Annotated in this window: 18 protein-coding genes and 2 pseudogenes; 5 read left to right on the plus strand and 15 right to left on the minus strand. The window is 67.4% G+C overall.

The genetic code is table 11. From position 1 onward, the window contains the following. Positions 1-89: 89 nt before the first annotated feature. Entirely contained in the window at positions 90-2,075 is a 1,986-nt protein-coding gene (locus ACK59X_RS04960) for an SDR family oxidoreductase (RefSeq protein WP_409955686.1), read from the minus strand. A gap of 204 nt (positions 2,076-2,279) precedes the next feature. On the opposite strand from ACK59X_RS04960, the gene ACK59X_RS04965 reads away from it, so the two are divergent. From ACK59X_RS04965 to ACK59X_RS04975, 3 genes are all read left to right on the plus strand, one after another. After that, positions 2,280-2,891 carry a phasin family protein gene (locus tag ACK59X_RS04965; protein WP_409955687.1) on the plus strand — a complete coding sequence of 204 codons (612 nt, stop codon included), beginning with the start codon at positions 2,280-2,282 and terminating at the stop codon, positions 2,889-2,891. A 211-nt stretch (positions 2,892-3,102) separates the two neighbouring features. Next, the gene (locus ACK59X_RS04970; RefSeq protein WP_409955689.1) at positions 3,103-3,765 is read left to right on the plus strand and encodes a TetR/AcrR family transcriptional regulator; all 663 of its coding nucleotides are present in this window, start codon (positions 3,103-3,105) and stop codon (positions 3,763-3,765) included. Between the two features lie 55 nt (positions 3,766-3,820). Next, the gene (locus ACK59X_RS04975; protein WP_409955691.1) at positions 3,821-4,594 is read left to right on the plus strand and encodes a tetratricopeptide repeat protein; all 774 of its coding nucleotides are present in this window, start codon (positions 3,821-3,823) and stop codon (positions 4,592-4,594) included. A 27-nt stretch (positions 4,595-4,621) separates the two neighbouring features. Here ACK59X_RS04975 and ACK59X_RS04980 read toward each other — a convergent pair whose 3' ends face one another. Beyond that, on the minus strand, positions 4,622-5,389 hold the full coding sequence (locus ACK59X_RS04980) for a type III pantothenate kinase (RefSeq protein ID WP_409955693.1): 768 nt from the start codon (positions 5,387-5,389) through the stop codon (positions 4,622-4,624). 194 nt (positions 5,390-5,583) lie between these two features. Here ACK59X_RS04980 and lysM point away from each other — a divergent pair, with 194 nt between their 5' ends. Continuing rightward, complete coding sequence (gene lysM, locus ACK59X_RS04985) at positions 5,584-6,066, plus strand: peptidoglycan-binding protein LysM (protein ID WP_409955695.1); 483 nt, start codon at positions 5,584-5,586, stop codon at positions 6,064-6,066. 61 nt (positions 6,067-6,127) lie between these two features. Here lysM and ACK59X_RS04990 read toward each other — a convergent pair whose 3' ends face one another. The 8 genes and pseudogenes from ACK59X_RS04990 to ACK59X_RS05025 all read right to left on the minus strand — a co-directional run bounded on the left by ACK59X_RS04990 (position 6,128) and on the right by ACK59X_RS05025 (position 14,144). After that, positions 6,128-6,538, minus strand: a complete 411-nt coding sequence (locus tag ACK59X_RS04990) for a rhodanese-like domain-containing protein (protein WP_409955713.1) — start codon at positions 6,536-6,538, stop codon at positions 6,128-6,130. A 201-nt stretch (positions 6,539-6,739) separates the two neighbouring features. Beyond that, positions 6,740-7,240, minus strand: a pseudogene (locus ACK59X_RS04995) (MBL fold metallo-hydrolase); the annotation flags it as partial. Positions 7,241-7,298: 58 nt separating this feature from the next. After that, entirely contained in the window at positions 7,299-8,243 is a 945-nt protein-coding gene (locus ACK59X_RS05000) for a YgjP-like metallopeptidase domain-containing protein (protein WP_409955715.1), read from the minus strand. Positions 8,244-8,272: 29 nt separating this feature from the next. Then, positions 8,273-9,019, minus strand: a pseudogene (locus ACK59X_RS05005) (lysophospholipid acyltransferase family protein). Between the two features lie 69 nt (positions 9,020-9,088). Continuing rightward, complete coding sequence (gene gmhB, locus ACK59X_RS05010; RefSeq protein WP_409955697.1) at positions 9,089-9,655, minus strand: D-glycero-beta-D-manno-heptose 1,7-bisphosphate 7-phosphatase; 567 nt, start codon at positions 9,653-9,655, stop codon at positions 9,089-9,091. A 35-nt stretch (positions 9,656-9,690) separates the two neighbouring features. Further along, entirely contained in the window at positions 9,691-11,829 is a 2,139-nt protein-coding gene (glyS, locus tag ACK59X_RS05015; protein ID WP_409955699.1) for a glycine--tRNA ligase subunit beta, read from the minus strand. Between the two features lie 23 nt (positions 11,830-11,852). Continuing rightward, on the minus strand, positions 11,853-12,773 hold the full coding sequence (glyQ, locus tag ACK59X_RS05020) for a glycine--tRNA ligase subunit alpha (RefSeq protein ID WP_409955701.1): 921 nt from the start codon (positions 12,771-12,773) through the stop codon (positions 11,853-11,855). Between the two features lie 300 nt (positions 12,774-13,073). After that, positions 13,074-14,144 (minus strand): type II asparaginase, encoded by a 1,071-nt coding sequence (locus ACK59X_RS05025; RefSeq protein ID WP_409955703.1) that lies wholly within the window; start codon positions 14,142-14,144, stop codon positions 13,074-13,076. A gap of 154 nt (positions 14,145-14,298) precedes the next feature. Here ACK59X_RS05025 and ACK59X_RS05030 point away from each other — a divergent pair, with 154 nt between their 5' ends. Continuing rightward, positions 14,299-15,204 carry a LysR family transcriptional regulator gene (locus tag ACK59X_RS05030; protein ID WP_409955705.1) on the plus strand — a complete coding sequence of 302 codons (906 nt, stop codon included), beginning with the start codon at positions 14,299-14,301 and terminating at the stop codon, positions 15,202-15,204. Between the two features lie 52 nt (positions 15,205-15,256). Here the strand turns inward: ACK59X_RS05030 and fabB are convergent, their stop codons facing one another. From fabB to ACK59X_RS05055, 5 genes are all read right to left on the minus strand, one after another. After that, positions 15,257-16,471, minus strand: coding sequence for a beta-ketoacyl-ACP synthase I (fabB, locus tag ACK59X_RS05035; RefSeq protein WP_409955707.1), 1,215 nt, complete (start codon positions 16,469-16,471; stop codon positions 15,257-15,259). Beyond that, on the minus strand, positions 16,468-16,998 hold the full coding sequence (fabA, locus tag ACK59X_RS05040; RefSeq protein WP_184858783.1) for a 3-hydroxyacyl-[acyl-carrier-protein] dehydratase FabA: 531 nt from the start codon (positions 16,996-16,998) through the stop codon (positions 16,468-16,470). Before fabA ends, fabB begins: the two co-directional genes overlap by 4 nt. Before the next feature lie 174 nt (positions 16,999-17,172). Beyond that, positions 17,173-18,798 (minus strand): apolipoprotein N-acyltransferase, encoded by a 1,626-nt coding sequence (lnt, locus tag ACK59X_RS05045; RefSeq protein WP_409955709.1) that lies wholly within the window; start codon positions 18,796-18,798, stop codon positions 17,173-17,175. Then, positions 18,798-19,673, minus strand: coding sequence for an HlyC/CorC family transporter (locus ACK59X_RS05050; protein WP_409955710.1), 876 nt, complete (start codon positions 19,671-19,673; stop codon positions 18,798-18,800). The genes lnt and ACK59X_RS05050 overlap by 1 nt, the downstream gene beginning before the upstream one ends. A 124-nt stretch (positions 19,674-19,797) precedes the next feature. Continuing rightward, the coding region (locus tag ACK59X_RS05055) for an N-acetyltransferase family protein (RefSeq protein WP_409955711.1) at positions 19,798-20,194 on the minus strand (397 nt) is incomplete at its 5' end.

Genomic DNA, 20,194 nt, shown 5'->3' on the forward strand with positions numbered 1-20,194 from the left:
TGTTCGGCAGAACCCGCGATTATCCCACCCCGCCCGGTTACCCGGTAACAGAGTTCAACACGGGCCTGCCGAGGCTGTTGGAAGGACCATCAGAAATGGATGCCACGCATCATCTGCTGCAGCGCCACCGCTTCGGCAGAGAGCTGGGGCTTGGCATCCTTGGCGCCCTTGGCAGCGGTGGAATCCGGGAACATGCGAAAGCTCGTGTTCATGGTGATCTGCGCCACGCGTGGCACCAGCGCGTGCAGGATCTGCCCGGTGATGCCCAGGCGGGTGGCGATGCGCACCGGCTTGAAGATGCAGGCCTGGGCGATCATATCGGCCGCTTCCTCGGGGCTCAGGGTGGGCACGTTGTTGTAGATCTTGGTCGGCGCGATCATGGGCGTGCGCACCAGCGGCATGTTGATGGTGGTGAAGGTGATGCCCTGGTCGGCGAACTCGCTTGAGGCGCAGCGCGTCCAGGCGTCCAGGGCCGCCTTGCTGGCCACGTAGGCCGAAAAGCGCGGCGCGTTGGTCAGCACCCCGATGGAACTGATGTTCACCACATGCCCCTTGCGCTTGGCCACCATGCCGGGCAAAAAGCCCATGGTCACGCGCAGGCAGCCGAAGTAGTTGAGCTGCATGGTGCGCTCGTAGTCGTGGAAGCGGTCGTAGCTCGACTCGATGGCGCGGCGGATGGAGCGGCCCGCATTGTTGATGAGAAAGTCCACCCCGCCGTGCTTGTCGATCAGCAACTGCACGAAGCGGTCGCAGTCGGCCATGTCGGCGATGTCTGCGGCATAGGCGATGAACTCGTAGCCCTTGGCCCGGGCTTCGGCGCAGGCCTCATCGAGCTTGTCCTGGTCACGCCCGCAGATGACCGTGGTGGCCCCGGCCTCGGCGAACTTGTGTGCCGTCGCCAGGCCGATGCCCGAGGAGCCACCCGTGACCAGCACCACCTTGCCCGCCACCGTGCCCTTGAGGCTGCGGTCGATGAACAGCTCGGGGTCGAGGTTGCGCTCCCAGTAGTCCCACAGGCGCCAGGCGTAGTCCTTGAGGTTGGGGCAGGTCACGCCCGAGCCCTTGAGCGCCGCCAGGGTCTCGCGGCAATCGAAGCGCGTGGGGTAGTTCACGAACGTCAGCATGTCCTCGGGCAGGCCCAGGTCCTTCAAGACGGCATTGCGAACGCGGCGCACGGGGGCCATGGCCATCAAGCTCTTCTTCACGCTCTTGGGGATGAAGCCCAGCAGCGCGGCGTTGATGAACAGGTTCATGCGCGGCGCGTGGGCTGCGCGGCTGAAGATGTCCAGCACGTCGCCCACGCGGTAGCCCACCGGGTCCACCAGGTGGAAGCACTTCTTGCCGATGTCCTTCTGGTGGCTTATGACGTTGAGCGCATTGACCACGAAGTCCACCGGCACGATGTTCACGCGCCCGCCCTCCAGGCCCACGGTGGGCATCCAGGGCGGCAGCAGCTGGCGCAGGCGCTGGATCAGCTTGAAGAAGTAGTAGGGACCGTCGATCTTGTCCATCTCGCCGGTCGTGCTGTCACCCACCACCATGGCCGGGCGGTACACCGTCCAGGGCACCTTGCAGTCCTCGCGCACGATCTTCTCGCTTTCGTGCTTGGTCTGGAAGTACGGGTGGTCCAGGCCCTCGGCCTCCTCGAACATGTCCTCGCGGAACACACCTTCGTACAGTCCGGCCGCGGCGATGGAAGAGACGTGGTGGAAGTGCCCGGCGTCGATGGCTTTGGCCAGGTCGACCGTATTGCGCGTGCCCTCGATGTTCACGGCCACCTGGGTTTCCTCATCGGCCCCGAGGTCGTAGACCGCGGCCAGGTGGTAGAAGTGGTCGATCTGGCCTTTGAGCTTTTTCACGTCCTCGGAGGCCACGCCGAGCTTCTTGGCCGTGAGGTCGCCGAACACCGGCACCGCGCGCGCCGCCGACACGCCCCAGTAGCTGCGCAGGTCGGCTACCTTGTCCGCGCTTTCCTGCCGGATCAGGAAGTGCACCACGGCCCCCTTGCGCTCCAGCAGCTTCTTCACGAGCCGCTTGCCAATGAATCCCGTAGCTCCCGTCACGAAATACTGCATGAATAACTCCTGTGAGATTGCTTCATTCTTGCGCAAGCGCGCGGGCGGCCGATTCAGCACAAACCCGTGCAGCCTTAGACGCCGCGCTCTACGTTTTTAGGAGCGCGCGCCTACACCTGGCCTGCCACGCGGCGTACAGTTCGGCCATGCGCCAAAGCCACCCGGCACTGGCAACTCCAACCACCACCCCATACCGGAGGCCCCATGGTCAAGAAACTGCAGAAACTCAGCGCTGACAACAAGAAGAGCAACGCCCAACTGTCGAGCACCGTGAAGGACTCGGCCCAGCAGATCTGGCTGGCGGGCCTGGGTGCCTTTTCTAAGGCCCAGGAAGAAGGCGGCAAGGTGTTCGAATCCCTGGTCAAGGAAGGCCTGTCCATCCAGCGCAAGACCCAGGCCGTGGCCGAAGAGAAGATCTCCGAAGCGACCAGCCGCGTGACCACCATGGCCAGCGACATCGGCTCCAAGGCCCAAGGCCAGTGGGACAAGCTCGAAAACATCTTCGAAGACCGCGTGGCCAAGGCCCTGTCCAAGCTGGGCGTGCCCTCGGCGCGTGACCTGGAAGCCCTGACGGCGCGTGTGGACGCCCTGACCAAGGGTACCGGCAAGACCGCCTCGGCCAGGGCACCTGCCAAGGCCGCAGCGAAGACCGCCGCCCCAGCGAAGAAGGCCGCCGCCAAGAAGGCTGCCGCCCCCCGCAAGGCCGCCGCCAAGCCTGCAGCCAAGGCCGCTCCCGCCAAGAAGGCCGCCGCCCCAGCGAAGAAGGCCAGCGCCAAGGCCGCAGCACCTGCCCCGGCACCTGCAGCTTCCAACTGATCCCCAGCCAATGGGCCGCCCCGACCGGCCCGTTGCGCCAACGGCTGACACGCCCTGTGCGTGCCAGCCGTTTTTCGTTGGGAAGCAGCTGCCGAAACACGTTCTAAGGACATGCCAATATTGATGCAATGCAGCATCTGCGGCTCGGTTAGAGTAGCCACCAGAGACATCCCAACACCGATCCCAAACGACGCGAAGAGGGCCCGCACACATGGTGAAGAAAGCGCCGCGACGCACCGCAGAACGCATTCTCGAAGTCACGCTGGACCTGTTCAACCGGTTTGGCGAGCCCAACGTCTCCACCACCCTGATTTCGGCCGAGCTGCGCATCAGCCCCGGCAACCTGTATTACCACTACCCGGCCAAGGACGAGCTGATCAATGCACTGTTCGACCGCTATGAACAGTCGCTGACCGAGCTGCTGGCCGCCGCCGATGGCGTGCGCAACGTGGAGGACGCCTGGTTCTTCATGCACACGCTGTTCGAGCTGATCTGGCAGTACCGCTTCCTGTACCGCGACCTCAACGACCTGCTGTCCAAGAACCGGCGCCTGGAGACGCATTTCCAGGCCATCCTCAAGAACAAGACGCGCGCCGTGCGTGCCATGCTCGACGGCATGGGCCGCTCCGACGCACTGCACATCGACACGCGCGAACTGGAGGCCACCGCCACCAGCATGGTGGTGGTGCTGACCTACTGGCTGAGCTTCGAGTACGTGCGCGACCCGCGCCGCGCCCTGGAGCCCGAGAGCGCCCAGGTGGCCCTGCTGCGCGGCGCCCACCATGTACTCAACCTGCTGATGCCCTACCTGGAAAGCGGCCAGCGCGCGCACCTGCTGGAACTCGTCGGCCCCTATGCCACCCCACCGGGCTGAGCCCCAGGATGCCCTCTCCCCTACACCCGACCCCAAGAACCACAGGAGACACACCATGGCCAAATGGACCCCTTTCCCCCATGCGGGTGACTACAGCTTCGATGCCACGAGCGTCAAGAAGCACTGGGCCCGGCTGCACACCGGAGACGCCGAGCCCTGCCCCAAGGACGCGGCCGTGCTGCAGGCCTGGGCGCTGTTCCACAGCGGCGATTTCGAGAAGGCCACCGCCGCCGGCCTGGCCGCGGGCGGCCCCGGCATCACGGTGGCCAACAAGGCCACGGCCATCTACGCCAACTACCTGGAGCAAAAGGAGAAGACCCGCCTGGACCTGTTCACCCAGGTGGCCGAGCGCGCCGAGGCCCAGGCCGGCGAAGACCCGAACAATGCCAACGCCTGGTACTGGCATGCCTATGCCCTGGGCCGCTACAGCCAGGGCATCAGCGTGGCCAAGGCCCTGGCCCAGGGCCTGGGCGGCAAGGTCAAGGAGTCACTGGAAAAGTCCATCGCCCTGGCCCCCAAGCATGCCGATGCACGCATTGCGCTGGGTGCTTTCCATGCCGAGGTGATCGACAAGGTGGGCTCGCTGATCGGCGGCATGACCTATGGCGCCAAGAAGGACACGGGACTCAAGCTGTTCCAGGAGGCGCTGAAGCTCAACCCCGGCTCGGCCATCGCCATGGTGGAATACGCCAATGCGCTGGTGATGCTCGAAGGCGACAAGAAGATGAAGGAAGCGACCCAGTTGTACGAAAAGGCCGCCGCCTGCGAGTCTGCCGATGCGATGGAGCGCCTGGACGTGGAGATGGCGCGCGCCGAACTGGAGGATTGATGGAGCCGCTGAGTGCCTGCCAGGCGCTCAGCCGGCAAAGCGCCGTGAGGCGATTTCCAGCAGGCCATCGAAGATCAGGTTGTCCACCAGCTCGAAGGGGCGCGTCATGCTCGGCGCCATCTTCCAGCCGGCGCCGCCGGTCATGATGCAGGCCGGCTCCTCACCGCAATGCTGGATGACGTGCTGCACCATGCGCTCCACAGCGCCTGCGATGGCGTAGGTGCCGCCGCTGGTCAGCGCATCGCTGGTGTTGGTGGGGAACATGCGCACATCGCCCGTGGGCACGTGCAGGCCCGCTGTGCCTGTTTCCAGCGCACGCAGCATGATGCCGTGGCCCGGCAGGATGAGCCCGCCCATGAAGCGGCCGTGCGCGTCGATGCACTCCACCGTGACCGCCGTGCCCACCATCACCACCACCAGCGGCCGCGCCGGGCCGTGGGCCAGCACGTGGTGGCGCGCACCGATCATGGCCACCCAACGGTCGGAGCCCAGGCGCGAGGGGTGGTCGTAGCCGTTGACCAGCCCGGCCTCCTCGCCCGAGGACACCACCCACTGCGGCGGTACGTCCCACAGCTCCATCTGCTCCTGCACGCGGCGCTTGGCGGCATCGCCCGCCACCACGCAGCCCAGCATGCGCTGCGGTATCGGCAGGTCGGCCCAGCTGCCTTCGGCGAGCTTCTCGATGTGGTCCAGGAATTCGGCGCCGTGGGCCAGCAGCGTGGCTCCGGGGCGGTGGGCGTCGTACAACGCCCATTTGAGACGGGTGTTGCCGACGTCGATGGCCAGGAAAGTCATGCGGCGGATTATCCCGAGTTTTGGCGCCGCGCACCTGCCGCGCCCCATTGCCGATGCCGCCCACCCCGTCGCACCGGGGACAGCCCCGCCACGCCAATGTGAAAAATCGTGTCGCGCGACCGTCTTACACCATGGCGTCGCACTTTGCCGCTACAGTGGCTTTTCCTGTTTTGTGCAACCTTAGGAGATACGACATGGGTCTTTTCAGTTTCATCAAGGAAGCCGGTGAAAAGCTGTACGGCGGCAAGTACGCGCAGGCCGCCACGGCTGCTGCGCCATCGCAGGACGAGCTCAACGCCACGGCCGCCAAGGCCATCGAGACCTACATCGGCACGCAGAACCTGGGCGCGACCAACCTGCAGGTGGCCTTCGATGGCAGCCAGGGCAAGGTCACCGTCAAGGGCGACGCGCCCACGCAGGCGGCCAAGGAGAAGGTCACCCTGTGCTGCGGCAACGTGGCCAGCGTCACCAGCGTCGAGAACCTGATGAACGTGACCAACCCGGAGCCCGAGGCCCAGTACCATGACGTGGTGCGCGGCGACACGCTCTCGGCCATTGCCAAGAAGTTCTACGGTGATGCCAACAAGTACCCCCAGATCTTCGAGGCCAACAAGCCCATGCTCACCCACCCCGACAAGATCTACCCGGGCCAGAAGCTGCGCATTCCACCGCTCTGAGCGCCCAGCGCTTCCCAACGAACAAGCGGGCCGCAGGGCCCGCTTTTTTCATGGCGCCGGATCAACTCTGCCGCCAAGGCAGGCCTCGGAAGCGCCAGCCGCCCTTGCGGCCCCGGTGGGCCTGGCCATCGGCGTCGCCCTCGAAGCCTTCGAGGATGTTGTAGGCCGTGATGCCCAGCTCGGTTGCACGCTTGGCCGCCGCCACCGAGCGCACGCCGCTGCGGCACAGCAGCACCACACGCCCGCCTTCGGGCACGGCCAGGCGGATCTGGGCATCGAAATCGGGGTTCATGGCCATGCCGGGCCACTGCTTCCAGGCCACGGGCAAGGCGCCAGGCACCTGGCCCACCCACTCGCGCTCGGCATCGCTGCGCACGTCGACCAACACGGCCTGGCCCTCCTGCACCCACTGCCAGGCCAGCGCGGGCGATACGTCTCCGGCATAGCCTGCGGCCTCGCGCGGGGCCTGCAGCGCGGCGCCATCGGCATCCTGGCGCTGGCCCGAATGCTGGTTGGCCGGCACGGCCTCGTCCATGCGGCGCGGGCGCGGCAGGTTGAGTGACTCCATCAGCGCGACGAACTCGGTCTCGCTGCGACCGGCCACACGCACATTGCCGGCCTTTTCGGCGGCTATGCTGCTGTGGCTGCGGCCCTGGTAGTCGTGGCCGGGCCAGACGGTGGTGTCGCCCGGCAATGAGAACAGCACACCGGTGATACTGCGGTACAGCGTGGCGGCATCGCCCGACTGGAAGTCCGTGCGGCCACAGCCGTTGATGAGCAGCGCATCGCCCGTGAACACATGGTCGCGCCAGCGGTAGGACATGCTGCCCGCCGTGTGGCCGGGCGTATGCAGGGCCTCCAGCCTTTCGCCGCCAAAGTCCAGGGTGTCGCCGTGCGCGAGCTGCACGACCGCGGTGCCGATGTCGCAGCCTGCCGGTACCGCCGTCTGCGCACCCGTGTGCTCAGCCAGCCGCGCGGCACTGGTGATGTGGTCGGCGTGGGTGTGCGTCTCCACCGTCCAGCGCAGCGTGAGGCCCAGAGACTGCAGCGCGGCCAGGTCGCGGTCGAGCTGCTCGTCCACCGGGTCGATGATGACGGCCTGGCGCGTGGCCGGATCGTGCAGCACGTAGGTGTAGGTGCTGGAGGCGGGGTCGAAGAGCTGCAGGGGGATCATGGCGGGCTGGATGAGACGTTGTTGGCGCCCATTGTGCCGCGCCCGGCGCTGCGCGGCATCAATCCCATAGAGGCGCTGGCTCGTCCCGCAAATGGTTGCGCAAGGCAGCGTAGTCAGGCACCACGGTGGCCACCGTGTCCCAGAAGCGCGGGCTGTGGTCCATCACGCGCAGGTGGGCCAGCTCGTGCGCCACCACGTAGTCGATGACCGCAGGCCGGTAGTGCAGCAGGCGCCAGTTCAGGCGGATGGAGCCGTCGGCCTTGGCGCTGCCCCAGCGCGTCTGCGCGCTCGACAGGCGCAGGCTGGTCCAGCGCACGCCCAGCAGCGGCGCAAAGTGCTCCAGGCGCTCGGTGAAATGGCGCTTGGCATCGCGCATCAGCCAGGCCTGCACGGCGTCACGGATCTGAGCGGGCCCGGCGCTGTGAGGCAGGCCGATGTGCAGGTGCTGCGCGGGCGGCGCATCCTGCCCGTCGGCGAGCGCCATCGGCTTGAGCTGGCCGCCCCGGCCGCTGAAGCCGTGCGCCGGGTCGAGCACCACGGTGATGGGCCGGCCCATGTAAGGCACCACGGCGCCGTCGGCCCAGACGATGCGCCCGCCCTCCATGCGCTGCTGGCGCTCGCGCGCCTCGCCCAGCTTGCGCAGGATCCAGTCGGACTTTTCGCGCAGTGCCGCATCGATGGCCGCCAGCGTGACCCAGCTGGGCGCACGCACCGACAGGCCATCGGGGCCCACGCTGAAGCCGATGGTGCGCCGGCGGGCACGCTGCAGGGCGTAGGCCACCACGGCCTCGCCCAGCAGCAGTTCGCGTTTGGCCTCGGGGTGGCGGAACTCGGCGGGAGACAGCAGCGAAGGCAGCGGGACCGCAGGCGAACCCACGGGCCGGGGCGGTGCGGCCACGGGAATCTTGGCCAACGGCGGTGGCTCGCCCGCCTTGGGCACCGGTGAGGGGCTGGCAGGCGGGGTGTCGAAGAAGTCCAGCGCCAGTTGCACGAGCCGCTGCATCATGGGAATGGGGTCCGATCAGGGCGCCGTCAGTGCGACCGAGGGTAGGCCTCGGGGTCCAGGCGGTGCATCTCGGCCTCGATCCATTCCTCGACCTCGCGCATGAGTTCCTCCGGCTCGCGCCCGGCGCTGAGAATGGGCTTGCCGATGGACACGTCCACCACGCCCGGGCGCTTGACGAAGGCCCTGCGCCCCCACACCTTGGCCGACGTCACGGCAATCGGTACCACCGGGGCCCCGGTCTCGACCGCAAGGCGCGTGCCGCCGGTCTTGTAGATGCCCTTCTGGCCGCGCTCGATGCGGGTGCCTTCGGGGAACATGATGATCCAGATGCCCTTGGCCAGCAGCTTCTTGCCCTGTTCCACCACCTTATTGAAGGCCTGGGCGCGCTGGCTGCGGTCGATGTGGATCATGTCCAGCCGGCCGATGGCCCAGCCGAAGAAGGGCACGTAGAGCAGCTCCTTCTTGAACACGTAGGCCAGCGGGTGCGGCATGATCGTGGGCATCAGAAAGGTCTCGTAGGTCGACTGGTGCTTGACCAGCAGGATCGCCCCGGCGTTCTAGCCCTGGGGCAGGTTCTCCATGCCCGTGATCCGGGTGCGGATGTCCAGCAACACGCGCGCCCCGCTGATGCACAGCGACAGCCAGGCGGCCGCAATGCGGTACAGCGGCAGGCCGCGCACCCCAAACAGCGTGCCCAGCATGATGAGCAGCGCATAGGGCATGACGGTGGTCGCCATCCAGATCAGGTGGATGATGGAACGGATCAGGGCCATGGTGTGAGGGTCTTGCGGCGCCCACCGCAGTGCGGCGCCCGGTGGACATGGGGGTGGTGTTGCGAAGGGTCAGACCGCCATCAGGGGAGCCGCCGGCAGCAACTGCTCGACAAACGCCGCCAGGCTGGCATGCACCTGCGTGCCCGGGGGATAGCCGGGCGGCAGCGCCTGCCCCGGCACCAGGCCGGCGGCGCTGCCAGTGCACACCAGGTGCAGTTGCGCGCCCAGCGCGGCGCCCGCCTGCAGGTGCGCCTGGCAACTGCCCACCACCTGCACCTCGTGGCGCTCCACGCCGTAGCGGTCTCGGATCTGTTCGAGCAGGCCCGGGCCGGGCTTGCGGCAGGCACAGTCCTCATCGGGCGCATGGGGGCAGTAGAACACGGCGTCGATGCGCCCGCCCACGGCCGACAGCTGCTTGTGCATCTTGGTGTGGATGGCGTTGAGCGCCACCACGTCAAACAGGCCGCGCCCCAGGCCCGGCTGGTTGGTGGCCAGCGCCACGTGCCAGCCGGCGTGGTTCAGGCGTGCGATGGCTTCGAGCGCGCCCGGAACGGCCGTCCACTCCTCGGGCGAGGTGACGAAATCCTCGCCCAGCGGATTCAAGGTGCCGTCGCGGTCCAGGATGGCGAGTTTCATGGGAATCCCCTTGTGACAGCCACCAGCCTAGCAGGTCACGCGGCCAGGCGGGAGAGGTCGGCTACCCGGTTCATGGCGTCGTGAAGGCTCTTGAGCAGGCCCTGGCGGTTCAGGCGCAGGTCCATCTCCTCAGCATTCACCATCACGTCGTCGAAGAACGCATCCACCGGGGCGCGCAGCACGGCCAGGGTCTGCAGCGATGCGGTGTAGTCGCCCGCGTCGAACTGGGCATTGGCTTCGGGCACGAAGCGCTGCAGCGCGGCATACAGGTCCTGCTCGGCCTTTTCCCTGAGCAGGTCAGGGTTGACGTGGGCGTCCACTTCGCCTGCCTTCTTGAGGATGTTGGCCACGCGTTTGTTGGCAGCGGCCAGGGCCGGGCTTTCGGGCAGCGCGGCGAAGGCGCGCACGGCGGCAAGCTGTTTCTCGACCAGGGCCAGGCGCTGCGGGCGCAGGGCCAGCACGGCATCGACCTCCTGGGCGCTGTAGCCCTGCTCGCGCAGGCTGCCGGCCAGGCGGTCGTAGATGAAGTCGGCCAGGGCGGCCGATGCATCGGTGATCTTGTCGGCGAAGGCGGGCACGGCGCCGGCCAGCAGGGCGTTCAGGTCCAGCGGCAGGTCCTTCTCGACCAGCATGCGGATCACGCCCAGCGCATGGCGGCGCAGCGCGAACGGGTCGCGATCACCCGTAGGCAGGTTGCCGATGCCGACCATGCCGACCAGGGTTTCGAGCTTGTCGGCCAGCGCCACCACCACGCCAGCGCTGTTGCGCGGCAGGGTGTCGCCAGCGAAGCGGGGCTTGTAGTGGTCTTCGATGGCATCGGCCACCACCTCGCCCAGGCCGTCGTTGAGCGCGTAGTAGCGGCCCATGGTGCCCTGCAGCTCAGGGAACTCGCCGACCATGTCGGTCACCAGGTCGGTCTTGGCCAGCAGTGCGGCCTGGTCGGCCTGCTGCACCAGCGTGGCATCGCCCAGCTGCTCGGCAATGGCCTTGGCGATGGCGCGCACGCGCTGCACGCGTTCGCCCTGGGTGCCGAGCTTGTTGTGGTAGACCACCTTGGACAGGCCGTCCACGCGCGAGGCCAGGGTCTTCTTGCGGTCCTGGTCGAAGAAGAACTTGGCATCGGCCAGGCGCGGGCGCACCACGCGCTCGTTGCCGCCGATCACGAAGCCCGCATCCGCCGGGCTGATGTTGCTCACCACCAGGAACTGGTGGGTCAGCTTGCCCGCGGCGTCCAGCAGCGGGAAGTACTTCTGGTTGGCCTTCATCGTGAGGATCAGGCACTCCTGCGGCACATCGAGGAATTCCTTCTCGAAGGCGCAGGTCAGCACGTTGGGGCGCTCGACCAGGGCGGTCACTTCGTCGAGCAGGGCGTCGTCCTCGATGGGGCGGGCGCCGTTGCCGACCTGGGCGGCAGCCGCGGCCAGCTGGCGCGCGATCTCGGCCTTGCGCCCCTCGAACGAGGCGATCACGGCGCCATCGCTCTGCAGCGTGGCGGCGTAGCTGTCGGCGTCCTTGAGCACCACCGGCGAGACGGCCGCCTCGAAGCGGTGGCCCTGCGTGCTGTTGCCGGCCGTGAGGCCCAGCGCCTTCACAGGCACCACGGTGCTGCCGTGCAGCGCCACCAGGCCGTGTGCGGGGCGCACGAAGTTCACGCTGGTCCAGCCGGGCAGCTCGCAGTCGGATTCGAGCTGATAGCTCATCACCTTGGGGATTGGCAGCTTGGCCAGGGATTCCAGCAGGGCCTTCTGCAGGCCCTCTTGCAGCGTGGCGCCCGGCACCACGCTGTCATAGAACAGGGCCTCGGCCTTGCCATCGGGGGCGCGCTTGAGCGCGGCCACGGCGGCGGCGGGGTTGGACACGTCCGCGCCCAGGGCCTGCAGCTTCTTGAGCAGGGCGGGCGTGGCGTTGCCCGCGGCGTCCAGGCCCACGGTCACGGGCATGAGCTTTTGCTGCACAGCCTTGTCGGCGGCCTTGGCGGCCACGGCAGTCACATGGGCGGCCAGGCGGCGTGGCGAGGCGAAGGCGGTCACGGTGGAGGCCGGCATGGCCAGGCCCAGGGCCTTGAGCTGCTCGGCCAGCACGCCGGCGAAGGCGTCGCCCAGCTTCTTGAGCGCCTTGGGGGGCAGCTCTTCCACGAACAGTTCGACCAGGAGGTTTTGCGTTGTCGTCGTCATTTGTCAGGGGCTCCGGCGGTGGCTCAGGCGGCTTTCTTGGGCAGTTGCTCGACCCAGGCGCGGGGCGCCATGGGAAAGCCCAGGCGCTCGCGGCTCTCGTAGTAGCTTTGCGCCACGGCACGTGCGAGGTTGCGGATGCGGCCGATGTAGGCGGCGCGCTCGGTCACGCTGATGGCGCCACGCGCATCCAGCAGGTTGAAGCTGTGGGCCGCCTTGAGCACCTGCTCGTAGGCCGGCAGGGCCAGTTGCTGCTCCATCAGGTGCTTGGCCTGCTTTTCGTGCGCGTTGAAGGCGGTGAACAGGAAGTCCGCGTCGCTGTGCTCGAAGTTGTAGGTGGACTGCTCCACCTCGTTCTGCTTGTAGACGTCGCCATAGCTCAGCTTGGAGCCGTCGGCAGCCTCGGTCCAGGTCAGGTTGTAGACGTTGTCCACGCCCTGCAGGTACATGGCAAGGCGCTCCAGGCCATAGGTGATCTCGCCCGTGGCGGGCTTGCAGTCGATGCCGCCCACTTGCTGGAAGTAGGTGAACTGCGTCACCTCCATGCCGTTGAGCCAGACTTCCCAACCCAGGCCCCAGGCGCCCAGGGTGGGGTTCTCCCAATCGTCCTCGACGAAGCGGATGTCGTTCTTCTTGAGGTCGAAGCCCAGGGCTTCGAGCGAGCCCAGGTACAGCTCCAGGATGTTGGCCGGCGCGGGCTTCAAAACCACCTGGAACTGGTAGTAATGCTGCAGGCGGTTGGGGTTTTCGCCGTAGCGGCCATCCTTGGGGCGGCGGCTGGGCTGCACGTAGGCGGCCTTCCAGGGCTCGGGGCCGATGGCGCGCAGGAAGGTGGCGGTGTGCGAGGTGCCGGCACCCACTTCCATGTCGTAGGGCTGCAGGAGTGCGCAACCCTGCGCGTCCCAGTAGGACTGCAACTTCAGGATGATTTGCTGGAATGTCAACATGGCGTCTGTGGCGCTGGCGGACCAGGGCCGGGCATAAGGATAGGGGGAAGAAGGCCGTTGCGCGGGGGTAGGCCCCGCGAACGCGAACCGGTGATTTTAAGGCGCTGCGGCACGCCCTCACCCGCAGGGCTCCAGAAGGGCTGGCCAAGGGCCCCAAACGCCCCCCGGAATGTACAAAGGCCGGGGCCCTTGTGGAGCCCCGGCCTTTCCAACCGATTGCGCAAGCTGTCTGCCGGTGCGCAGCGGTGGCCATCCCTCAGGACGGCCGGTCGGCGCACGCGTGGTGCGCCAAGTCAAAAATCAATACTCCCAGAAAATGCGCTGCAGCTCTTTGCTGTCGTTCGTCTTCGTCAGTGCGACCATGGCCAGGATGCGGGCCTTCTGCGGGCGCAGGTCATGGGCCACGACCCAGTCGTACTTGTCGTCGGGCTGTTCTGCGTTGCGCAGCACGAAGCCGTCGGGCACTCGGGCCGAGCGCACCACCTGCACGCCCTGGGCACGCAGCGCCTGCAGGGCAGGCACGGCCTGGGCAGCGACCGAGCCGTTGCCGGTTCCGGCGTGGACCAGCGCCTTGACGCCAGCCTTGCCGTAGGCTTCGATGCCTGTGCTGTTCATGTTGCCGTAGCCATACACGATGTCGACCGCGGGCAGGGCCTGGATTTCGTCGATGTTGAATTCGGATGCCGTGGTGTGGCGCTTGACCGGGGCGCGGAACCAGTAGTTCTTGCCCTCCACCACCATGCCCAGCGGGCCCCATTGGCTCTTGAAGGCCTCGGTCTTGATGTTGATGGTCTTGCTCACGTCGCGGCCGCTCTGGATCTCGTCGTTCATGGTGACGAGCACGCCCTTGCCGCCCGCGTCCTTGCTGGCGGCCACGCTCACGGCGTCGTACAGGTTCAGCGCACCATCGGCCGACAGGGCCGTGCCGGGGCGCATGGAGCCCACCACCACGATGGGCTTGGCGGTGCGCACCACCAGGTTCAGGAAGTAAGCGGTCTCTTCCAGCGTGTCGGTACCGTGGGTGACGACGATGCCGTCCACGTCGGACTGTTTGGCCAGGGCCGAGACGCGCTTGCCGAGCTGGAGCAAGTGGTCGTTGGTGAAGCTTTCCGAGGCGATCTGGAAGACCTGCTCGCCCGACACGCGGGCGACGCTGGCCAGCTCGGGCAGGCCGGCCAGCAATTTGTCGACAGGCACCTTGGCCGCAGCATACGTGGCGCTGTTGGCGGCCGAGGCGCCGGCACCTGCAATGGTGCCGCCGGTGGCCAGCACCACGACATGGGGACGGGCGGCCTGGGCCATGGCAACGGCCGACGCGACCGACAGCAGCAGGCCGGCAAGCCAGCGGTGCATGGGATGGGAAATGCGCATGACAGGAATCTCCAAACAGTTGTTTTGACGAGGGCTCATGCGGCTTGTGCTGCTGTTGCCCTCACCCGCTCGTTGGCGGTGCCGGATCGTATGAGAGACTTGCGCACACTCACAGGGAATAATCAGCCCTTCCTTGTGAATTTCACTCACACCCATGAACCTGCGCCAACTCGAGGTTTTCCAGGCCGTGCTGCAGACCGGCAACATGAGCGCCGCCGCGCGACTGCTCTGCATCACGCCCTCCGCCGTGAGCAAGGCCGTCGCCCACACCGAATTGCAGCTGGGCTACCGGCTGTTCGTGCGCACGCCGGCGGGCCTCACGCCCACGCCCGAAGCACAGGTGCTCGCGGCCGAGTCCACCGGCATCCACCGCCAGCTCGACGCCCTGCGCCGCACTGCGCGCAACCTGGGCACCAGCGACACGGGCGATGTGCGCCTGGCCGCCATTCCATCCATCACGCATGAGTTTTTGCCCTTGGTGCTGCAGGAGCACGCGCTGCGCTACCCGCAGGTGGGCGTGGAGGTGCGCACCATCCACCAGGACCAGATGACGCAGGCCCTGCTCACGCGCAGCGTGGACTTCTGCCTGGGCTTCTACAAGCACCCGCACCCGCAGGTGCGCAGCGAGCTGCTGGTCAGCGGCCGCATGTACCTGGCCGTGGCGCAGTCGGTGTGGACGCGCGCCCCGCGCGCCGTGACACCGGCCGCCCGCCTGGCCCAGGTGCCGGTGATCCGGCTCGTCGGCGATGACCCCATGCGCCAGTCCATCGACGAGATCGCCCAGCGCCTGGGCACGCCCGCAGGGCCCGGCCTGCAGGTGCAGACCTCGCGCCTGGCGCTGGACCTGGTGCGCCGCGGCATGGGCTGGACGGTGGTGGACTTCCTCACCGCGACCCAGCTCGACCCAGAGGCCATGGTGGCGGTGGAGCTGCACGAACTACCGCCCATGTCGCTGTACAGCTACCACGCACGCGCCCTGCCCCCGGGCCTGCCCGCCACGCGCATGCTGGCCATGCTGCCGGGGCTGCTGCACCGGGCCCTCTCCGCACGAACGGCATGAAAAAACCCGCCATCCCTTGCAGGATGGCGGGCTGGTCTGAAGACCGCATGGGTCAGTTATCCCAGCGGCGCAGCACCAGGCTGGCGTTGGTACCGCCGAACCCGAAGCTGTTGGACAGCGCGGTGCGGATCGGCGCGTCACGCGTCTCGCGCACCAGGGGCATGCCCTCGGCGGCGGGCTCCAGCGTCTCGATGTTGGCCGAGCCGGCGATGAAGCCCTGGCGCAGCATCAGCAGGCAGTAGATGGCTTCCTGCACGCCGGTGGCGCCCAGCGAGTGGCCGGTGAGCGACTTGGTGGACGAGAACGGTGGAATCGCGTTGCCGAAGACTTCGCGGATGGCGCGCAGTTCGGGCACGTCGCCCACGGGCGTGGAAGTGCCGTGGGTGTTGATGTAGTCGATGGGGCCGTCCACCGTGGCGATGGCCTGGCGCATGCAGGCGATGGCGCCATCGCCCGAGGGGGCGACCATGTCGGCGCCATCCGAGGTGGCGCCGAAGCCGACGATTTCGCCCAGGATGGTGGCACCGCGCGCCTGCGCATGCTCCAGGCTTTCGAGCACCACGGCGCCACCGCCGCCCGACAGGACGAAACCGTCCCGGTGGGCGTCGTAGGCGCGCGATGCCTTCTCGGGCGTGGCGTTGTAGGCGCTGGACATGGCGCCCATGGCGTCGAACAGCAGGCCCATGCCCCAGCTGACTTCCTCGCCACCGCCGGCGAACATCACGTCCTGCATGCCCCAGGCGATCTGCTGGGCGGCCGCGCCGATGCAGTGGGCCGAGGTGCTGCAGGCCGAGGTGATGGAGTAGTTGATGCCCTTGATGCCGAAGTTGGTCGACAGGCAGGCGGACACGGTGGAGCTCATGCAGCGCGTGACCTGGTAGGGCCCGACGCGGCGGATGCCCTTGCTGCGCAGGATGTCGGCCGCCTCGATCTGGTTGGCGGGCGAACCGCCGCCCGAGCCCATGATGAGGCCGGTGCGCGGATGCGAGACTTGCTCGGGCGTCAGGCCCGCTTCGGCAATGGCGTTGGCCAGGGAGATGTGCGCATAGGCCGCGGCATCGCCCATGAAGCGCAATTGCTTGCGGTCGATCCGCTCTTCGAGGTTGATCTGCGGCACGCCCGCCACCTGGCTGCGCATGCCCAGTTCGGTGAACTGCGGCATGGCGCGGATGCCGGGACGGCTTTCGCGCAGGGATTGGGTGACGGTGGCATTGTCATTGCCAATGCACGAGACGATGCCCGTGCCCGTGATGACGACGCGTTTCATGCGGCCTCCCCAGCGGCTGCGCCTGCTTCCTCGCGCTTGAACAGGCCCACGCGCAGGTCGCTGGCCACGTAGATTTCCTTGCCGTCGGCATACAGGCGGGCATCGCCGATGGCCATGACCAGCTTGCGCTTGATCACGCGCTTGATGTCGATCTCGTAGGTGACGAGCTTGACGTCCGGGCCCACCTCGCCGGTGAACTTGACTTCGCCCGCGCCCAGGGCACGGCCCTTGCCGGGCAGGCGCAGCCAGGTCAGGTAAAAGCCGATCAGCTGCCACATGGCATCGAGCCCCAGGCAGCCGGGCATGACCGGGTCGCCCTGGAAGTGGCAGGCAAAGAACCAGAGGTCGGGACGCACGTCCAGTTCGGCGCGGATCTTTCCCAGCCCGTGCTCGCCACCATCGCTGTCGATGTGCGTGATGCGGTCGAACATCAGCATGGGCGGCAGCGGCAAACGCCCGCTGTCTGCGTCGAACAGCTTGCCCTCGCCCGAGGCGATCAGTTGTTCGTAGGAAAAGGAATCTGCCATTTTCAGTCGTGCTCCAGAACAGCGGCCACACCGCTTCAAATCATCGTTGTATGCAACACAAGCCCCCGCTTGCGGGCTCTATTATCAAGCCACGCGAGGCCTGCGCCGCGCATTGGCCTGCCAGGGCACTGGGGCACCCCTGCCGCAGCTGACCAGGATCAAGCGCAGCACCGGTCAGAAACCACCGCTGGCGGAGCGCCCGCCCCGGGCCCCCCGGCCCGCCCCGAAGGCTGCCACCAGCACGATGGTGGCAGCCAGCCCGGCCAGGGGCACCAAGCCCCAACGCGACACCCACCAGGCGTAGGGCGTGATGAACCATCCCTGCTGCGCATCCACCCCACGGCCCTGCACCGAGCCAAGCAGCACCCCACGGGTGTGGCGCGCCAACTGGTGAGTGACCACGCCCCGGTGGTCGATGATGGCCGTCGCGCCGGTGTTGGTGGCGCGCACCATCGGGCGCTCGAACTCGAGCGCGCGCATGCGGCTGATGTGCAGGTGCTGGTCGATGGCCACGGTGTTGCCGAACCAGCCGATGTTGCTGAAATTGACGAACACCGTGGGCGCGCCAGCCGGGTCGGCAAAGCGCGCACCCAGCTCCTCGCCAAACAGATCCTCGTAGCAGATGTTGGGGGCGATGCGCTGCCCGGCAAAGACAAAAGGTGCCTGGTCCAGGCCACCCCGGTTGAAATCCCCCAGGGGGATGTTCATCATCTGCGTGAACCACTTGAAGAAGGGCGGGATGAACTCGCCAAACGGCACCAGGTGGTGCTTGTCATAGCGGTAGGGCGCGGTCAGGCCGGCCCGCGCACCCAGCACCGAATTGGTATAGCCCTCGCGCTCGTCCCCCATGGGAATGCCCAGCAGCACGGCTTGCGAGCCGCTGGTGTAGCGCCGGGCGATGCCTTCGAGGTAGCCCGGTATCAACTGCTGCGGCAGGAGGGGAATGGCGGTCTCCGGGGCCACGACCAGGGAGGCGCTGGCCTCCTCCAACTGCTTCCGGTACCACTGCAGCGCCAGCGGCACACCCGAGCCGGGCTGGAATTTCTCGTCCTGCGGAATATTGCCCTGCAGCAGCGCCAGTTGCAGCGGCGCGGGCGCGCGCGCCGCGGGGGTGTGGCATTGCTCCACGGCACAGTGGCGGTCCACGGCGGCCAGGCCCAGCAAGGCCAGCCCCCCCGCCAACAGGGCCCATGCACGCGGGCTGCGCAGGTCGCTGGTGCGCACCTGCACCAGCAGCATGGCGATCAAGGCAGTGACAAAGCACAGGCCGTAGACGCCGACGTAGCGCGCCAGCGCTGCCAACGGGCCGTCCACATGGGCATATCCGCCCGCCCCCCAGGGAAACCCCGTCCAGAGCCAGCCGCGCGCCATCTCGGCCAGCATCCAGAGGGCCGCGAACAGCAGCGCCGCCCCGGCGCGGTGCACCAACGCCAACCCGCAGAAGACGCCGAGCGCCAGCGCGTAGTAGCTGGCCAGAAACGCCGCCAGCCCGAGGATGGCGGTCACCGTGAGCGGTGCCGCCAGCCCGCCGTAGGTGTGCATGGAGATGTAGAGCCACCAGAACGTGCCGCACAGCCAGGCCGTGGCAAACACCAGGCCCAGCAGCGCCCCGCGGCGCCAGGTGGGGGCGCCTGCGCGCGCCTGCCAGGCCAGCACGGCCAGCGATGCGATCTGCAGCCACCACTGGGGCTGCCCATTCCAGGGCAAGGCCAGCGAGGCCGCCTGCGCGAGCCCCGCCAGCACGGCAATGAACAATGCCCAGGCCAGCCCGGGGCCCCGCGTTCGGAAAGCCAGCCCCATCAATTGCCAGCCTGGCTCTCGTCGATCCGCGACACTTTGAACCAGCGCACGGCGCCGCCCTTGGTGTGCAGCACCACGAAATGCAGCCCACCCAGCTCCACCTGTTCACCCCGCTTGGGCACATGGCCCATCTCGTGGGCGATCAGGCCGCCAATGGTGTCGAATGCTTCCTCGCGGTCGCTGCCCTGCAGCGTGACTCCGAAAGACTCGTCCACACGCTCGATGGGGGTGTCGCCACTCACGCGGTAGGTTCGGTCGGCCAGGGCGAAGATGTCGCCTGCGTCCTCGGGGATGTCGAACTCGTCCTCGATCTCGCCCACGATCTGCTCGAGCACGTCTTCGATGGTGATGAGCCCCGCCACACGGCCGAATTCGTCGATCACGATGGCCAGGTGGTTGCGGTTGCCACGGAACTCGCGCAGCAGGTCATTGAGGCCCTTGCTCTCGGGCACGAACACGGCCGGCCGCAGCAGCGCGCGGATATTGAGCTCGGGCGCCCGCTGCAGCTTGAGCAGGTCCTTGGCCATGAGGATGCCAATGATGTTCTCGCGCTCGCCGTGGTACACCGGAAAGCGCGAATGCGCCGTATTGATGACCAGGTACAGGAGCTCGTCGAACGGCGCGTCGATGTTGACGAGGTCCATGCGGGGCGCGGCCACCATCACGTCGCCCGCCGTCATGTCGGCCATGCGGATCACACGCTCGAGCATCACGCGCGAATCGGCGCCAATGACGTCGTTGTCTTCGGCCTCGGCCAGCGTTTCGATCAGCTCTTCGGTCGAGTCCGGTCCAGGGTGGATGAACTCGGCGACTTTCTGCAGGAAGGTGCGCTTGTCTTCCTTTTCGGGCAATCGCCCGGGGTGCGGGTCAGACACTGTCTTAGAGTGCAGGACGTGCGGTAGTGAAACAGGCCCCTAGGATAGCGGATTGTTGTGACAGGGCCTGTCGTCCAGGGCGCACAAGCCCTCGGCACGCCTGCCTGACAGCAGCGCCGGGGGCCTATTCGGCCGACTGGTGGCGCGCGCGCTGCACACCGCTGCGCACTTCCTGCACGCCCGCCAGGAAGTCCCAGAACTGCTTGGCCTGGCGCTTGAGCTGGTAGTCCACCTCGGCGAACTGCTGCTCGACCAGTTCGGCCATGCGGGTGTCGAGGCTGGCCGGTGCGATCTGCAGGTAGGCCTCGGACTCCGAGCCATCGCGGCGCACCTGCGCACCGGCATTGCGGGCGATCTTGAGCATGGCGGTGTTTTCCGACAGCGCGTGGATGAACACCATGTTCACCCCTTCGTTGCGGGCATGCATCACGGCCCGCTCGAACAGGCGCGCACCGAAACCGCGGCCGCGGGCCTGCTTGAGTCCGGACACGCCGAACTCGGCGCAAGGCTTGTATTCGGGG

Origin of the sequence: Acidovorax sp. (assembly GCF_046339755.1) — a bacterium.
Classification (GTDB): domain Bacteria; phylum Pseudomonadota; class Gammaproteobacteria; order Burkholderiales; family Burkholderiaceae_C; genus Acidovorax.

What these genes read in the sequence shown, in the direction of transcription:
- ACK59X_RS04960 (WP_409955686.1), bottom strand. Translation starts at nt 2,075, where the DNA reads ATGCAGTATTTCGTGACGGGAGCTACGGGATTCATTGGCAAGCGGCTC.
- ACK59X_RS04965 (WP_409955687.1), top strand. Translation starts at nt 2,280, where the DNA reads ATGGTCAAGAAACTGCAGAAACTCAGCGCTGACAACAAGAAGAGCAAC.
- ACK59X_RS04970 (WP_409955689.1), top strand. Translation starts at nt 3,103, where the DNA reads ATGGTGAAGAAAGCGCCGCGACGCACCGCAGAACGCATTCTCGAAGTC.
- ACK59X_RS04975 (WP_409955691.1), top strand. Translation starts at nt 3,821, where the DNA reads ATGGCCAAATGGACCCCTTTCCCCCATGCGGGTGACTACAGCTTCGAT.
- ACK59X_RS04980 (WP_409955693.1), bottom strand. Translation starts at nt 5,389, where the DNA reads ATGACTTTCCTGGCCATCGACGTCGGCAACACCCGTCTCAAATGGGCG.
- lysM (WP_409955695.1), top strand. Translation starts at nt 5,584, where the DNA reads ATGGGTCTTTTCAGTTTCATCAAGGAAGCCGGTGAAAAGCTGTACGGC.
- ACK59X_RS05000 (WP_409955715.1), bottom strand. Translation starts at nt 8,243, where the DNA reads ATGCAGCGGCTCGTGCAACTGGCGCTGGACTTCTTCGACACCCCGCCT.
- gmhB (WP_409955697.1), bottom strand. Translation starts at nt 9,655, where the DNA reads ATGAAACTCGCCATCCTGGACCGCGACGGCACCTTGAATCCGCTGGGC.
- glyS (WP_409955699.1), bottom strand. Translation starts at nt 11,829, where the DNA reads ATGACGACGACAACGCAAAACCTCCTGGTCGAACTGTTCGTGGAAGAG.
- glyQ (WP_409955701.1), bottom strand. Translation starts at nt 12,773, where the DNA reads ATGTTGACATTCCAGCAAATCATCCTGAAGTTGCAGTCCTACTGGGAC.
- ACK59X_RS05025 (WP_409955703.1), bottom strand. Translation starts at nt 14,144, where the DNA reads ATGCGCATTTCCCATCCCATGCACCGCTGGCTTGCCGGCCTGCTGCTG.
- ACK59X_RS05030 (WP_409955705.1), top strand. Translation starts at nt 14,299, where the DNA reads ATGAACCTGCGCCAACTCGAGGTTTTCCAGGCCGTGCTGCAGACCGGC.
- fabB (WP_409955707.1), bottom strand. Translation starts at nt 16,471, where the DNA reads ATGAAACGCGTCGTCATCACGGGCACGGGCATCGTCTCGTGCATTGGC.
- fabA (WP_184858783.1), bottom strand. Translation starts at nt 16,998, where the DNA reads ATGGCAGATTCCTTTTCCTACGAACAACTGATCGCCTCGGGCGAGGGC.
- lnt (WP_409955709.1), bottom strand. Translation starts at nt 18,798, where the DNA reads ATGGGGCTGGCTTTCCGAACGCGGGGCCCCGGGCTGGCCTGGGCATTG.